This window comes from Shewanella indica, from assembly GCF_002836975.1.
GTDB classification, from domain to species: domain Bacteria; phylum Pseudomonadota; class Gammaproteobacteria; order Enterobacterales; family Shewanellaceae; genus Shewanella; species Shewanella indica.
Genome location: NZ_NIJK01000027.1, coordinates 1 through 15,293, shown reverse-complemented (window position 1 = coordinate 15,293; position 15,293 = coordinate 1). Strand labels below are relative to the sequence as shown.

Annotated in this window: 13 protein-coding genes; 5 read left to right on the top strand and 8 right to left on the bottom strand. The window is 52.0% G+C overall.

Annotation, left to right across the window (positions count from 1 at the left end; translation table 11 throughout):
- Positions 1–88: 88 nt before the first annotated feature.
- Positions 89–694 (bottom strand): TetR/AcrR family transcriptional regulator, encoded by a 606-nt coding sequence (locus CX650_RS07045; protein ID WP_039033204.1) that lies wholly within the window; start codon positions 692–694, stop codon positions 89–91.
- 487 nt (positions 695–1,181) lie between these two features.
- A complete protein-coding gene (pepA, locus tag CX650_RS07040; RefSeq protein WP_039033174.1) occupies positions 1,182–2,690 on the bottom strand; it encodes a leucyl aminopeptidase in 1,509 nt (502 codons plus the stop codon).
- Between the two features lie 238 nt (positions 2,691–2,928).
- Here pepA and lptF point away from each other — a divergent pair, with 238 nt between their 5' ends.
- Positions 2,929–4,041: an LPS export ABC transporter permease LptF gene (lptF, locus tag CX650_RS07035; protein WP_039033175.1), complete on the top strand. Its 1,113-nt coding sequence runs from the start codon at positions 2,929–2,931 to the stop codon at positions 4,039–4,041.
- Positions 4,038–5,096, top strand: a complete 1,059-nt coding sequence (lptG, locus tag CX650_RS07030) for an LPS export ABC transporter permease LptG (RefSeq protein WP_101095410.1) — start codon at positions 4,038–4,040, stop codon at positions 5,094–5,096. Before lptF ends, lptG begins: the two co-directional genes overlap by 4 nt.
- A 212-nt stretch (positions 5,097–5,308) precedes the next feature.
- Here lptG and CX650_RS07025 read toward each other — a convergent pair whose 3' ends face one another.
- The 5 genes from CX650_RS07025 to CX650_RS07005 form a co-directional block, all read right to left on the bottom strand.
- The gene (locus tag CX650_RS07025; protein ID WP_028781602.1) at positions 5,309–5,818 is read right to left on the bottom strand and encodes an RDD family protein; all 510 of its coding nucleotides are present in this window, start codon (positions 5,816–5,818) and stop codon (positions 5,309–5,311) included.
- 25 nt (positions 5,819–5,843) lie between these two features.
- Positions 5,844–6,095 (bottom strand): DUF2960 domain-containing protein, encoded by a 252-nt coding sequence (locus tag CX650_RS07020; protein ID WP_025011397.1) that lies wholly within the window; start codon positions 6,093–6,095, stop codon positions 5,844–5,846.
- 26 nt (positions 6,096–6,121) lie between these two features.
- The gene (locus CX650_RS07015) at positions 6,122–6,472 is read right to left on the bottom strand and encodes a DMT family protein (RefSeq protein ID WP_025889282.1); all 351 of its coding nucleotides are present in this window, start codon (positions 6,470–6,472) and stop codon (positions 6,122–6,124) included.
- Positions 6,473–6,475: 3 nt separating this feature from the next.
- The gene (locus CX650_RS07010; protein WP_025889284.1) at positions 6,476–6,961 is read right to left on the bottom strand and encodes a GNAT family N-acetyltransferase; all 486 of its coding nucleotides are present in this window, start codon (positions 6,959–6,961) and stop codon (positions 6,476–6,478) included.
- A 66-nt stretch (positions 6,962–7,027) separates the two neighbouring features.
- Complete coding sequence (locus CX650_RS07005) at positions 7,028–8,518, bottom strand: carboxypeptidase M32 (RefSeq protein WP_101095409.1); 1,491 nt, start codon at positions 8,516–8,518, stop codon at positions 7,028–7,030.
- Between the two features lie 426 nt (positions 8,519–8,944).
- Here CX650_RS07005 and CX650_RS07000 point away from each other — a divergent pair, with 426 nt between their 5' ends.
- The 3 genes from CX650_RS07000 to CX650_RS06985 all read left to right on the top strand — a co-directional run bounded on the left by CX650_RS07000 (position 8,945) and on the right by CX650_RS06985 (position 14,449).
- A complete protein-coding gene (locus CX650_RS07000; RefSeq protein ID WP_101095408.1) occupies positions 8,945–9,577 on the top strand; it encodes a YqiJ family protein in 633 nt (210 codons plus the stop codon).
- Positions 9,578–9,603: 26 nt separating this feature from the next.
- Positions 9,604–11,436 carry a flotillin family protein gene (locus CX650_RS06995; protein WP_025889285.1) on the top strand — a complete coding sequence of 611 codons (1,833 nt, stop codon included), beginning with the start codon at positions 9,604–9,606 and terminating at the stop codon, positions 11,434–11,436.
- Between the two features lie 2,179 nt (positions 11,437–13,615).
- Positions 13,616–14,449 (top strand): abortive infection family protein, encoded by an 834-nt coding sequence (locus CX650_RS06985; RefSeq protein WP_101095406.1) that lies wholly within the window; start codon positions 13,616–13,618, stop codon positions 14,447–14,449.
- Positions 14,450–14,456: 7 nt separating this feature from the next.
- Here CX650_RS06985 and CX650_RS06980 read toward each other — a convergent pair.
- The coding region (locus CX650_RS06980) for an IS110 family RNA-guided transposase (RefSeq protein ID WP_101095405.1) at positions 14,457–15,293 on the bottom strand (837 nt) is incomplete at its 5' end.

The window sequence follows — 15,293 nt, the reverse complement described above, 5'->3', positions numbered from 1 at the left end:
GGCTCCATTGGGTTTTATTGCTTGATTAGACCGGTCGTCTAGTGCTCGGTTAAAAAAATCCCGCCACCTGTGTGGCGGGGAGTATCTGTTATTGGCCGCTGTTGTCCAGCCTGCCTGCGAGTATGCTGTCAGTGGTTTGCATCGCCAGGTTGAGGGCGTTTTTATCCTGGGTCAGCTTGCTCATCAGGCTGGCTCCCAGCCAGAGGTTGTAAAGTAGCTGCGCCGTCTGTTCACTGTTGCCGACCTTGACAGAGCCATCCCGGTTTCCGGCTTCGATGCATTCGGCAATGGTGGCAATGATCCGCTTGGCACCTTGCAGCAGCGCCATACGCATAGGTTCAGAGAGATCGGCCACTTCGGCGCTCAGCTTCACCACCAAGCATTTTTGTGCGCCGCAGACATCGGCGTCGCAATCCAGCCAGAGTTGCCAGTAGCTTTGCAGCCGCTGCAGCGCCGGAGTGCGTTCATGGCCCAAAAGTGCCTGCAGCTTATTCTGATAATCGTTGAAATAGTCCTTTATCAGGGCTTCGCCGAACTGCTCCTTGGATTTGAAGTAGTGGTAGAAGGAGCCCTTGGGGACTTCTGCATGTTGCAGCAGTTGTGACAGGCCAACATTGGAAAAGCCTTTGGTTACGACGAGCTGGTAACCCGTGTCCAGTATGTGTTGGCGTGTGCTTTGTGTCTGTGTGTTCATGGCGGCCAGTATAATCACCATTAGACCAGTCGTCTAGTATTTTATTTGAACAGCTGTTGTTTGGCTTGGAATCTCAACGGCAATACCAAGTGACAAAAAAAAGTGACAGGAAGTAACTGGATGAAAAGCAATGAATTAAAGCGTTCAGAGTTAAAGTAAACGGAGTCATATCGGCTGGAACTGTATTGGCAAATTCAGCTGTGCAAACTTAGTCTGAAGCCGAGTTTTATGGGCCGTATTGAGCCACTGCCTTTCAACAGGGCGGTTTATTGTGGCTTAGCTCTGTGGCTTAGCTCTGTGGTTTGAACCGTGGATGAATACTATTTTGCTCAAGCGTCGACGCTATCGGCGATAATCAAAAGGCGGGGGCGATAATCAAAAGACGGGGAAGGAGCAGGGCAAAGGGAAGATTGGCTTTATAAAATAGCCCACAAAAAGAAAAAGCGAAGCACTGGGCTTCGCTTTTTATTGGCAGGGAGTCAGGCGCTTATTCGCCTTGCTCGACCCCGGCGCGGTTGAGCAGGAACTGCGCCAGCATAGGAACTGGACGACCGGTCGAGCCCTTGTTGGCGCCGCTGTTCCAGGCTGTACCCGCTACATCCAAGTGGGCCCAGTGGTATTTTTTGGTAAAGCGCGACAGGAAACAGGCTGCTGTGATAGAACCGGCAGGGCGTCCGCCCAGGTTGGTCATATCGGCAAATGGGCTGTCCAGCATCTCCTGGTACTCATCCCATATCGGCAGGCGCCAGGCGCGGTCACCACTCTGCTCACCGGCATTGAGCAGCTCACTCGCCAGTGGGTTATGGGCAGAGAACAGACCTGAGGCGTGTTTACCGAGCGCGATAACACAGGCACCTGTCAGAGTGGCGGTATCGACCACCAGTTCAGGGTCGAAGCGCTCCACATAGGTGAGTACATCACAAAGCACCAGACGGCCTTCGGCGTCTGTGTTGAGCACTTCCACGGTTTGACCGCTCATGGTGGTGAGAATATCACCTGGGCGATAGGCGTTGCCGGAAGGCATGTTTTCACAGCCGGCCAGTACCCCAACCACATTGATGGGCAGCTTCATTTCACAGATGGCCTTCATGGTACCCAGTACCCCGGCAGCGCCGCCCATGTCGTATTTCATTTCATCCATGGCTTCACCCGGCTTGAGTGAGATACCACCTGAGTCAAAAGTGAGGCCCTTACCCACAAGCACTATCGGCTTGGCGGTCGTGTCGACGGCGCCTTGATATTCCATCACTGTCATGATGGACTCGTTGGCACTGCCACGGCCCACGGCCAGGTAGGCGTTCATGCCAAGCTTGGCCATCTGCTCTTCACCAATAGTGCTGACCTTCAGGTTCTCATGCACTTCGGCCAATTGCCGGGCCTGTGAGGCCAGATAAGCCGGGTTGCAGATGTTGGGTGGCATATTGGCCACGTCGCGGCACAGCTGCATACCGGCGGAGACGCCAACACCATGCTCGATGGCGCGCTCGCCAACCGTCAGTTCACGGCGGGTTGGGACATTGAATACCAGTTTGCGCAGCGGGCGACGAGTCTCGCCCTTACGGGTCTTGAGTCCATCGAAGCTGTAGAGGGTAGAGCTGGTGGTTTCCACGGCCTGGCGCACTTTCCAATAAGTGTCGCGGCCTTTAACGTGCAGTTCGGTCAGGAAGCACACGGCTTCCATTGAGCCGGTATCGTTGAGGGTGTTGATCGTCTTGGTGATGATCTGCTTGTATTGGCGCTCGTCTAGTTCTCGTTCTTTTCCGCAACCTACCAGCAGAACCCGCTCACTCAGTACATTGGGTACATGATGCAGGAGCAACATCTGCCCGGGCTTACCTTCCAGATCGCCGCGACGCAACAGGTTGCTGATGTAACCTTCACTGATTTTGTCCAGTTGTTCGGCGATGCCGGACAGGCGACGGGGTTCGTAAACGCCTACAACTATGCAGGCCGAGCGCTGTTTTTCGGGGCTGCCGCTCTTTACGCTAAACTCCATGAGCTCTCCTAGATTCTTTTAAAGACAAACTTTTTTATTTATTGGATAATGTCTGCTTGTGCCGCCCAAAGGCGGAAAATTTCCTGCAGCAGGGGGCTGGTTTGGCTGACAAGAATCATACGCCTGAAACAACCAAAATGCCGCCTGTTATGGTCAGAAAACTATCAAAAGTAGACAGTCTACATGAAAGTAACACTGACACCAGCAAAAAGATAAGTTTGGATACCGGATTCAGCCTGTGATTGTATTTAGATACTTGATCCGCGAAGTTTTGAAGGCACAAATAGCGGTGCTTTCAGTCTTGTTAGCTATTTTTATCAGCCAGCAATTTGTCCGCATCCTGGCCGATGCCTCCGACGGCGAATTTCCCGCCTCCCTGGTGCTGACTCTGATAGGCCTTAATTTGCCCGAATTGACGGTGCTTATCCTGCCCCTGAGTTTGTTTCTGGGGATCTTGCTCGCCCATGGCCGCATGTATGCAGAAAACGAGATGGTGGTCTTTCACGGGGTCGGTATCAGCGAATGGTATGTCACCCGGGTAACCCTGATCCTGGCGTTGCTCAACAGCCTGTTTACCGGTTATCTGGCGCTTTATGTTGCGCCTTGGGCGCAGGACAAACAGCACGCGGTTTTGGAAAAGGCTCAGTCAGAGGCCGGGTTAGCCGCCCTGGTTCAAGGGCGATTTCAAACCAGTGCCAATGGCCGGGCTGTGCTCTTTGTTGAAAAAATCAGTAAAGATAATGAGCTGGAAAAAGTCTTTGTGGCCCAGCTTCCCGATGCGGAAGATGAGAGCGGCGTTACCAACCTGGTCGTGGCCCATGGTGGCCGGGTAGTGGAAGACGCAACCGGTGGTCAGCGGCTCAAGCTCGATGATGGCGTGCGTTATCAGGGAGCCCCGAACCGGGTGGATTACCAGGTGATTGAGTTCGGCGGTTATCAGATGCAGCTCAAAGAGCAGGAAGTGGATGAGAGGGATCGCAAGTTATCTGCCGTGCCTTTCAAGGAACTGCTCAATACGCCGGGGCCGGAAGCCGTGGCCGAATTCCACTGGCGACTGGCCATTCCGCTGGCTATCCCCTTGATGACGCTGATTGCTGTGCCACTGGCGCGGGTTAATGTGCGCCAGGGCAAGTTTGCCAAGGTGTTCCCGGCGGTATTGCTCTATCTTGGCTATTTCGGCTTGATGGTCGCCGGGCGCAAGGCGCTGCAGGATGAGGTGATTCCGGCCTGGCTGGGAATGTGGTGGATCCATGCCTCGGCATTGGTGATGGGCATCTTGCTGATAGGTAAGGGCAGACCTTTGGGCACTCGCCTGACAGGCCTGTTCAAACGCCGGGGGGCCGCAGCATGAAGATACTGGACTGGTATATTGCCAGAGTATTGCTCAGCACCTCTGCCCTGTGTCTGCTGATTTTGACCGGGCTTTCCGGAATCATCAAATGGGTCGATCAGCTGCGTTTGGTAGGGCGGGGCAGCTACACCATGATGGATGCCGCCGTTTATGTGCTGTTTTTGATCCCAAGAGATGTGGAGATGTTCTTCCCCATGGCCGTGTTGCTTGGGGCGCTCATCGGCATGGGCATGCTGGCCTCCAACTCTGAACTGATAGTGATGCAGGCCTCCGGCATGTCGCGGCTGCAGATCACTCTGTCGGCGATGAAGACGGCTGTTCCTTTGATGCTGATGGTAATGGTACTGGGGGAGTGGGGCGCACCGGTGGCGGAGCAGAAGGCCTATGAGCTTAAGACCAGCAAGATCTCCGGCGGCAACCTGATTAAGTCCCACCGCGGGATTTGGGCCAGAGATGGAAACCTGTTCGTCAATATTGGCGAGATTGAAGATGTGACTCGTCTTGGCAATATTACCCTTTATGAGTTTGACTCTGAGCTGAAGCTGGCCAGTGTGGTGCACGCCGAGCAGGCTATCTATACCAAGGAATATTGGCGTTTATTGGAGGTTCGCCGCACTGTGTTCAAAAATGAGCAAGTGGTGCTGGATAACCTCAAGGAAGACAGATGGCCCTCCAGTTTGACACCGGACAAGCTGAGTGTGGTGTCGGTTAAACCCGATGCCCTGTCTATCCGCGGTTTGGTCGGTTATCTCGATTATCTGAAGAATAACAATCAGGATGCCAGTCGCTATGAGTTGGCGCTGTGGCGCAAGGTGATGCAACCCATCACAGTGGCTGTGATGATGCTGGTGGCGCTCTCTTTTGTGTTCGGGCCACTGCGAACCGTCACCATGGGGGCCAGGGTGTTACTCGGGGTGATAGCCGGCTTTACCTTCTATATCTGTAATGAGATCTTCGGCCCCATGAGCATAGTCTATGAGCTGCCGGCCTTGATGGGGGCCATGATGCCGAGTGTGCTGTTTACCGGCGCGGCTATCTACTATATCCGCCGCTGAGGACGCTGAGGACGCTGAGGACGCTGAGGATTGAGGGCTTGAGAGTAAAGCCGCAGTGGTTTAAAAGCCTCCTGTGCCTATTAACGTTATGAAAAAGCCCTGTCAGTGACAGGGCTTTTTGCTGTGGTTTGCGTATTGGAGACATCTATAAAGCGTTATTTTAATGCTACCGCTACCTGGGTATTTCAGGCCATTACCTCAGAATCAGTGCCTCAGGCTCCGTGCCAGTTGCGCAGTGAGTTGGCTTCTTTACTGAGAAGCACCACTTCGGAGCGGGTCATGCTGTCCTGCAGTGCCAGTTTGTCACCACTGAACAAGATCCACAGGTTGCCTATCCCCAATAAGGACCAAACCACCCGTGCCAGCGCGGTAATAAAACTCAGGTTTTGGCCGTTGGGATGCTGTACCTTGAGGCGCCAGGCGCGCATGCCCAGCGTCTGGCCGCCCTTGGACCAAAAGAGAGCGTAAAAACCGGCCACACAGCAGGCCAGCCACAGCTGATAGAGGCCGTGATAGAGGCTGTTGCCATTGAGCAGATCCGAAACATGTTCATAGTTCCCCATGGGAATGAGGCCGGAGGCGGTCAGGCCGGTAAAGATCCCAAACCCTATGGCACCGGCAAACATGTAGACAGCTACCGCCAGCAACAGATCATAAACGGCGGCACCGAGGCGCTTGAAAAAGCCGGCTCGGGGAAAATTGGCGTGCTCTGGATTTATCATGGCTTAACCCTCTTTTGGGCAGGTATTAACCCTGCTCTTCTTCTTTGACAAAGTGGATATGACGAAATCCCATACGGGCGAATTCACTGGTGCGATAGCTCTTCAGGGCGCCGCCGCCTTTGGCTGTCATGGCGACTTGCTGCTCCATCGCCAGAAAACGGCTGAGATCTATTCCCTCGGCGGCGGCAACAGCCTCGTACATGTCGTGGTATTTGTCATAGGCAAAGTTGATCACTTTCGCGACCCCCTTGTATTCATAGGCGACCTGACGTGCCATCTTGTGTCCTCATTAAAGCAGTGGGCTCAAGCGAACTTACTGCGAAATATAAAATAAACGGCGCCGAGCATACATAACCCGGCCCAGAGATAGTCCAGTTTCAGTGGTTCTTTAAGGTAATAGAATGAAAAAGGAACAAACAGACTCAGGGTGATGACTTCCTGAAGTATCTTGAGCTGGCCCACATTCATCACACTATAACCAATACGGTTGGCCGGTACCTGCAAAAGATATTCGAACAGGGCTATGCCCCAACTGACCAAAGCGGCAATGATCCAGGGTTTACCTGAAAGGGATTTGAGGTGGCCGTACCAAGCAAAGGTCATAAAGATATTGCTCAGGCACAACAAGCCTATGGTGATGAGTGTGGGTTGCATCTGTCAGCGGGCTACCGGATAGACCATATAACTGGCGTCATCTGTATAGGTGGCCAGCGATTTTTCAATACGCTTGTGGTTAAAGCCGAGCTTTTCCCAGTAACCACAGGCGCCCTGTACTGCAACCAGTGACAAGGAACCCAAGCGCAGTTTTTCCGCCTGAAGCTTGAGGGTATCAAACAGTTTGCGTCCGGCGCCGAATCCCTGAGCCCTGTTGCTGATGGCAATATCATGCAGATAAAGGGTGTCGGCCTTGGGCAGTGTGGTAATCGCCTTGTACAGTGGCGGAGGGGTGTCTTCGGTCCAGGGATGAGCCAGACAATAGCCTACCACCTGTTCACTCTTTTCAAGGACATAGCAGGTTTGCGGTGATGCCTGCCACTTGCTCTTGAGTACATGTAAAGGTTCGGGGGCCAGAGCGTGGTAGCACTCTGCTTGAATTTCGCCTATGGCTTGCCAGTCATCCTGGCTAATGGCGCGTATCAACATCTGAATTCACTTTCTCTTTTCAGTTACTTCGTAGAAACGCGCCATTATACCATTTTTGCAGATAAATTAATCCAGATAGCGCTGTTGCAGATGGCGCTGCAGGAAGTTGGGATCCAGACTCTGCCCTGTGGCGCTGCGGATCAGTTCATCGGTTTCCAGCAGGCACCCCTTGGACCAGATCTTTTCATCCAGCCAGTCGCAAATCTGCCCCAGCTTATCCTGGCTCAGCAGGGCTTCAATGGGGCCCAACTCGGCTTCCATGGCAAATCTCAGCTGGGCGGCATACATGGCTCCCAAGGTGTAGCTGGGGAAATATCCCAGTTCGCCCAAGGTCCAGTGAATATCCTGCATGCAGCCATCTTTATAATTGCCGGCAGTACTCAGCCCCAGGTATTGCTGCATCTTTTGATCCCAGAAATCGGGTAGGTCTTTCACTTCCAGGCTGCCGTCGATAAAGGCCTGCTCGGCTTCAAATCGCAGCAGTATGTGCGCCGGATAGGTGACCTCATCGGCATCGACCCGGATAAGACCCGGCTTGACCCGGGTGATATTGTCGACCAGTTCATGGGCCGATACCGGGCAGTCGAGATGTCGGCGAATTCTGGGATAGAGCTTGCTGATAAAGGCGCGGCTGCCGCCGAGTTGCATCTCAAAAAACAGGCTCTGACTCTCGTGGATCCCCATGGAGCGAGCCATTCCGGCGGGTTGTCCTCGCCAATCCTTTGGCAGTGCCTGCTCGTAACGGGCATGACCCGTTTCGTGAATAGTGGAGGTGAGGGCAGCGATAAAGTCATCCTCCGTATAGCGACTGGTCAGGCGGATATCACCGGGCACGCCACCGCAAAATGGGTGCGAGCTGACATCCAAACGCCCTTGGTTGAAATCAAATCCCAGGTATTGCATTACCTCCCGTCCCAGCAGCTTTTGGTCTGCTATCGGGTAGTCGCCGGCGCTGCTCTTGTAACTCTGGTGCAGCTGCTTGTGCTTCACTTTTTGGATAAGCTCGGGCAACCAGTCCCGCACTGCTCCGAGAGTGTTCTCCAGCCGCTCACATGTCATGCCGGGTTCAAATCTGTCCAGCAGGGCATCGTAACCGGCCTTGCCAGTGTGCGCCGAGCGAGCCTGGGCTTCTTCTCGCACCAAGGCGATTACCGCTTCAAGATTGGGGCGAAACCCTTGCCAATCGTTGTTATGTCGCTGTTCACGCCATTGGTTTTCACAGCGATAACCCGCCAGCGTCTTGGCCTGCACCAAGTCTCCCGGCACGGCTATCGCTTGGGCATAGTGCCAGCGCATCTCTCTGAGATTGGCCCTCTGTTCGATACTGAGTTCGGTGGCCTTGGCTTCGGCGCCATCCAGCCATTCGGCAAGCCGGGGGGCAGTTTTCAAGCTGTGAATGTGTAATGCCAACTCGGCCATCGCCTCGGAGCGGGCCTCGCTGCCGCCCATGGGCATCATGGTGGCTTGGTCCCAATCCCCCAGGGCACTGAAATGCTCAAAGTGGCTGATGGTACGAAAGTGCTGGCAAAGTTGCTGATATTCGGTTTTGGCTGTCATGGTGTGCTCTGGAATGTCTGGCATTCATCAAAGAATAACTGCCCCTATGCTAACCAAGCCAAGGGACGATACTCAAGCAGTTTTCAGTAGGCTTTACTCATGCGTAGATTGATTAAGGTAATGTTTTGTAACAAAAAATAAAGGTGTGCCACTAATTGGGTTATTCCCTGTTGCCGATATTGAGCCGGCAGTTTGCGACTTAAGGTTAACTGAGCCTGGTTAAGCCTCAAGCGTTGCTATGGCAGCATAAAGCCTTCTGGATTTGAGCCTTAGTGTGAACTGCTTCCGATTTCTGACGTCAAATGCAGATAAAAGCTATTGGAGTCCAAGCTTGCCTGGAGGTAAACTCAGGAATTACCTGAATTTAACAGGCATATATGGAATGTTGGCGACCGGGAGCGGTCGTCGCCCACAAGGAGGAATCCTGTGCTGGACTTTTTTCTGGCCCAGTCCAATCTGCCCTATGCTGTAGCCTTGGCGATAGTGGCACTGCTTGGAGTGATAGAGGGACTCACATTAATCGCGGGTATCAGCCTGATGGCCGCCATGGATGACTGGCTTCCCGATGCCGATCTTGATACTGACCTGCCTCAGGGCGGACTGACAGCGCTGGCCGGTTGGCTCTGCCTGGATAGGCTGCCTGTGCTCATCTGGTTTGTACTGGCACTGGGATGTTTCAGTATTATGGGCTACCTACTTAACTATTTTTCCTGGCTGCTGACCTCGGCCCTGTTGCCGCAAGTGTTTTCCTTGTTGCTGGCCTTGCCGTTGGCGGCGGTTGCCTGCCATTTCCTCGGTGGGCAGCTGGCCCGAATCCTTCCCAAAAATGAATCCAGCGCCGTCTCAATCGAAGATCTCAGCGGCAGCGTAGGCACAGTAACGCTCGGCTGCGCCATCAAGGGAAATCCCAGCGAGGCTGTGGTTCAGGATCAGTACCGTCAGAAACACTATGTCCTGGTCGAACCCGAAGACGAAGACACCGAATTCCCGGCAGGGGTGCAAGTGGTGCTGCTAAGACGCAGCGGCCGCGTGTGGTCTGCCACCCGTTTTGAACAATAATCCAACCAAAGAAGGAAACAACAGGAATGGAAACCATCCCGGGTTTAAATACCAGCGGCACCAGTATGTTGCTGTTTACCGCAGGCGCAGTAGTGCTCTGTTTGTTGGTGATAGGGTTTATTTTTGCCAAGCTCTATTGCCGCGCCACCAAAGAAATGGCCTTTGTGCGCACGGGTTTCGGTGGTGAAAAGGTAGTCAAAGATGGCGGCGCCATTGTCCTGCCGGTACTGCATGAAATTATTCACGTCAATATGAACACCCTGCGCATCGAAGTGGGCAAGACCCAAAAAGATGCCCTGATCACCAAAGACAGAATGCGGGTGGACGTCAAGGCCGACTTTTACTTGAGGGTGGCCCCCAATGCCGAAGGTATCTCCATGGCGGCCCAGACATTGGGCGGTCGCACCAATAGGGTGGAAGAGCTCAAGAAGCTGATGGAGTCCAAGTTTGTTGACGTGCTGCGCGCAGTGGCTGCCGAAATGAACATGACAGAGATGCACGAGCAGCGGGCCGACTTTGTACAGCGGGTGCAGAACAACGTTGCCAACGATCTTGAGAAAAACGGTCTGGAACTGGAGTCGGTTTCTCTGACAGGTTTTGATCAGACAGAGCTGGAGTTCTTCAATGAGAACAACGCCTTTGACGCCGAAGGTCGTGCCAGACTCGCCAAGATCATCGAAGAAAAGCGCAAAGAAACCAACGATATTCAGCAGGATAACAGGATCCAGATTGAGCTGCGTAACCTGGAAGCCGAAAAAGAGTCGCTGAACATTGAAAAGGCCGAAGAGGAAGCACGTCTGATCCAGCAGCAGGCACTGGAGTTCAAGCGCGCCGAGCAAAAGGCCGAGATCATCAAGCAGAAAGAGCAAAAGCAGCGTGAGGAGCGGGAGGCGGAAATCGCCAAGGAACGCGCCATCGAGTCGGCGGAAATTGAAAAGACCAAAGACATAGAAACCCGCGAGATTGAAAAGCGTAAGCAAATTGAGCAGGCCAGAATTCAACAGCTGCGAGATATCGAAGTCTCCGAACAGGAGAAACAGATTGCGGTTGCCGCCAAGTCGGAAGAAGAATCTGCCGCCAGGGCCCGCGCCGCCGAGGCCGAAAAGCTCAAGGTTGAAAAAGAGGAAGCGGTAATCACAGTGCGTCAGGTGGCTGAGGCCAATCGTCGCAAAGAGATTGAAGTTATTGACGCCCGTAAAGAGGCAGAGCGGGAAGCTGTTGGCGTTACAGTTCAGGCTGAAGCCGAGAAACGCGCCGCCGAAGACAGATCCATAGCGATACTGACCGAAGCTCGCGCCAGTGCTGATGCCAAGATGCTCAAGGCCGAGGCCGATGAGAAGGTGTATGCGGTGGAAGCGGCCGGTAAACAGGCACTGCACGAAGCCGAGAACGTGTTGCGTGACGAGCAAGTTGCCCTGCAGCGCTCACTGGCGATCCTCAAAGTTCTGCCGGAAATCGTCGCCAATGCAGTTAAACCACTGGAAAACATCGAAGGTATCAAGATCCTTCAAGGCTATGGCAGCGGCGTAACCGGTCAATTGGGGGCTGCTTCCGATGGCGCCGGTGTCAATGGCGGCATTGCCGAGCAAGTGACCAGTGCAGCGCTCAACTACCGTGCCAACGCGCCTGTGGTTGATGCCATGCTCAGAGAGTTGGGGCTGGTAGATGCCGAAAAGGGCGGGTTGAATGATCTGCTGAGCGGCAACAATATGCTCACCCATGAAGCGCTGCAAATCGCCCGGGATACCAAGGCTAGTGTCGAGCCCAAAGTGGAGACGGTAAAGCCTGTCAGCCAAAACAATGTGGCCTATGAAGTGACTTTGGATATAGATAAGCCTGAGCAACCGAGAAACGCTTAAGCTAGGTTGTACTCATCAATGAATGCCCTCCAATAGGAGGGCATTTTCTTATCAAGCATTGTTTCTTCATATCAGGCATTGCTTCGGAAAATTCGTTTTCAATTTTCCAAGCCGGCCTCGGCTACGCCAATATGCAAACAAAGCCTAGCGGCGGCTTCGAAGGGGAATCGGTGTAATTCTGTTAGCGCTGAGTAGCTTGGAACATCTGAAGTGTCTGCAGACATACACCTAATTTCCAGGCACAGGCGGAACTGTGACCGTCGAAAACAGGGCCGAATTTTGTTCCCGACAAATTCGGCATTTCCTACGTCCTTGTAGGTCAGATGTTTTCGTCGAGGCTACATGGACGTATTCACAACAACTTCCCTGTTTAACGGCCAGCTCACCGTCCCTGGCTCGCGCTCGAAAGCATGTTGCTGTGCAACTCTCGCCGAATCACAGGATCGCCTGTGCATAAGCCTGCGGCAGGCAATGGGAGACATCCGTTGCTGGAAGTTCAATCTATGTTATTTGGCTATTTTGAGCTGAAAGCAATGCTAGCCGCTGTGCCAGCGGCGTAAAGTCGTGGTGTTCCACACCACACCGGGCAAGGGGCTTTGCTTGTCCAAAGCCCCTTGCATCCCCAAGGACACCCCCGACGTAGCCGAAAACTCCGCTGGCTTATGAAGCAAATTGGCTACACTCAGGACTCGCCTCCTTGCTCGACCTTCGAGCCTCGACATCCCTGTCTCGGCTACGCCAATTTGCAACAACGCCAGCGGCGGCTCCGAAGGGGGATTGGTGCAATTCTTCCACAACAGTGCTGCTTGATATTGCTTATATACCTGCAGACATACACCTATTTCCCCAGGTACTGGCGAAACTGTGACCGTCGAAAACAGGGACGTTTTCGTCGAGGCTACATGGACGTATTCACACCGTGTCACAGTATCGCCTGTGCGAAAGGTGCACCACAGGTGATGGGCTACACCGTGGCCGGAAGCTCGGCCAGTACTAACTTAGGGACTTTTAGCTGGAAGCTATGATAGCCGCTGTGCCAGCGGCTTAAAGTCGTGGAGCTTCGCCCCACACCCGACCAAGAAGGGATCAACAGCAATCCCCTCTTGGATCTCCCTTGCCGCCCCACACGGTGTCGAAAGCCCCTCGGCCTAATGGCGCAAATAACTATCGCTTCAGACGCTCATCCCTGATTCGACTGTCGCTGCTTCGGCATCCATGCCTCAGCCACGTTATTTGCGCCAACGGCTTTCGGCGACACCGAGGGGGAATTGGTACAACTCTGTTAGCGCTGAGTAGCTTGAAATATCTGAAGAGTTTGCAGACATACACCTATTTTCCAGGCACAGGTGGAACTGTGACCTTCCAAGCCAGGGATGGCGAGGCAGAGCTTACAAGGACGTACTCGCAGCGTGTCACAGTATCGCCTGTGCGAAAGGTGCACCACAGGTGATGGGCTACACCGTGGCCGGAAGCTCGGCCAGTACTAACTTAGGAACTTTTAGCTGGAAGCTATGATAGCCGCTGTGCCAGCGGCTTAAAGTCATGTTGCTTTGGGTTTCAAACCCAGTCAATTCTGCTTCAAAAACAAACCAAATCAGGGTTTTGTTGCCTTTGGCAGAACTTGACCTTTGGCTAATTGTTTTCAAATTCAGTACTGGGTATTGTATAACCAATTCAAACGCTTAGCTTTAGCACTTTCTTAAGCTTAAGGCCGAAAGCAACAACACTTTTCTGCATTAAGCGGAATGCAGGGACAAACAGAGTTTGGACCCGTGCGGTAGCCATGGCTTTACTTAATGCTTTTTGTTGGGCCTGGATTGTAGAGCCCTTGAACGACTTGGCGCGCTCATGACAAGCACCTCATAACTGATTTTTTATACAGTATTATTGCCGTTCCAGGAAAAATGCCGGGAATTTGTAGATAATTTTGCGCATTATTTCTGTAACATTTTAGAAAATAGCATCAAATTCATAATGTTAAAAAATACAGCTGGTAGATAATAGGTTTGGAAACCACGCATGCGCGTTTAGCAGCAAGGGATATTTGGACTAAATGGTATTATATCCAGCCAATACAAACAGATAGCTATGCGTGTTTACACTCCTCCGAGAACTAAAACGCGCATGCGCACTATACAGCTGTTAGCTCGCAATCATCAATTTTTAATTAAGAGGCAATATGAGAAAAGACATTCCTGCGCCCGTAATCGCGGTTTTATCAGACAATTTATCTGCACTCGAAACTCATGCAAGTCTCGATAACCTTTTCTTATATGCTGATGCTCCAGGGGAGCCGCCTGAAGGTTCTAAGCCCGTTAAAGTTCAAGCGTGGCTAAGACGAATTAACAAAGAATCAGGCGAACCATTAAAAGTCCTTGGTAAGTTGATTGAAACGTATATGGAGTTACCAAAGCAAGAAGAGGAAGAGGTCTTCCTGTGGGGAACTAACGTTACCAATCATAAAAAGGAATTCAAAGAAAAGCTTGAGTCAATACTTGCGCAGTGCAATCTAACTTACATTAATGGCGGTATTGTATCTGATGGTAGTTCAGCTCCAAGTCGCTCCTTGTCTGACTTAATTAAAGGTAGAGACATCCCCTCAATTGAAGCTGAATTTACAAGAGCACTAGCAAATGTAAACTCTGAACCTAGAGAGTCAGTGTCAGCAGCTTGCAACATTTTGGAATCCATATTTAAGGTCTATATTGCTGACGAGCAATTAGCACAACCTCAAAAGCAAGATCTACAAAACGTTTGGAAAGTTGTGCGTGGTGATTTAGGTTTCGATCCTAAATTGGTTCAAGATGATGACTTAAAAAGAGTGTTATCCGGCATCCTGTCAATTGTTGACGGTATTGGAGCGTTTCGCACACATGCCAGTTCAGCGCATGGTGAGGGTCGAGTTATGTATAAATTAAAGCCTCGTCATGCTCGTTTGGCAATTCACTCTGCGCATACAATAGCAATGTTTGTGCTTGAAACTTGGGACGAAAAACGTAAGTCAGCGAGCTAACAAACGACTATGGCGTCAATCCTTTATTTTGGGCGATGTTTTGGTCCCACATGATGCCATCTCGAAGCATAGAGTTTAGGATGACCACCATCTTGCGAACGCAGGCAATAATCGCCACTTTCTTTGGTTTTCCAGCTTCGAGTAATCGAGCGTAAGTGTCCTTGAAAACAGGATTACATTGCATGGCTGACATCATGGCCATGTACAAAACGGTTCTCACCTGTGCGCGGCCTCCTTGGATGACTCGTTTCCCTTTGTAGCGTCCGCTTTCACGTGTAATAGGGGCGACGCCGATGAGTGAAGCCGCTTGCTTGTTGGTAATGTAGCCTAACTCAGGCACATTGCTGATGATAGACGCAGCGGCGATATTGCCGATACCAGGTACGCTTTGTAAGAGGGTATTTTTAGTTTGGTATTCGGGGCAATCTTCGATGAGTTTGACAAGCTTATTTTCAATCTTTGAGACCTGATTTTTTATCGCAGTCAGGATGGGTGTCATTGTCGAATGTAGGTGCTTAGGCAAAATTTGAATACGATTTTTCTCCATGGTCTGCATCGCGAGCAGCTGATTGCGGCGAATTACTAAGTCACTCATTAAACGTATGTTCTTAGCCTTTATGACCGTCAAATCAGGTTTAATGGCTTCACCATAATGGGCGATAAGCTGTGCATCTAAGCGGTCATTTTTGGCTCTACGACCAATAGCACCGGCAAAGCGTCTGATATGAACAGGATTGGCACGAACAATAGGCAACTTGGCCTCGGTACACGCTAACACGAAGGGCATTTCTAGGCGCCCAGTCGCTTCGATAACGATACGCTGTGGGTTGTGTTTTTTGATAGT

Coding starts and splice junctions, on each gene's coding strand:
- CX650_RS07045 (WP_039033204.1), bottom strand. CDS start 694: ATGAACACACAGACACAAAGCACACGCCAACACATACTGGACACGGGT.
- pepA (WP_039033174.1), bottom strand. CDS start 2,690: ATGGAGTTTAGCGTAAAGAGCGGCAGCCCCGAAAAACAGCGCTCGGCC.
- lptG (WP_101095410.1), top strand. CDS start 4,038: ATGAAGATACTGGACTGGTATATTGCCAGAGTATTGCTCAGCACCTCT.
- CX650_RS07025 (WP_028781602.1), bottom strand. CDS start 5,818: ATGATAAATCCAGAGCACGCCAATTTTCCCCGAGCCGGCTTTTTCAAG.
- CX650_RS07020 (WP_025011397.1), bottom strand. CDS start 6,095: ATGGCACGTCAGGTCGCCTATGAATACAAGGGGGTCGCGAAAGTGATC.
- CX650_RS07015 (WP_025889282.1), bottom strand. CDS start 6,472: ATGCAACCCACACTCATCACCATAGGCTTGTTGTGCCTGAGCAATATC.
- CX650_RS07010 (WP_025889284.1), bottom strand. CDS start 6,961: ATGTTGATACGCGCCATTAGCCAGGATGACTGGCAAGCCATAGGCGAA.
- CX650_RS07005 (WP_101095409.1), bottom strand. CDS start 8,518: ATGACAGCCAAAACCGAATATCAGCAACTTTGCCAGCACTTTCGTACC.
- CX650_RS06995 (WP_025889285.1), top strand. CDS start 9,604: ATGGAAACCATCCCGGGTTTAAATACCAGCGGCACCAGTATGTTGCTG.
- CX650_RS06985 (WP_101095406.1), top strand. CDS start 13,616: ATGAGAAAAGACATTCCTGCGCCCGTAATCGCGGTTTTATCAGACAAT.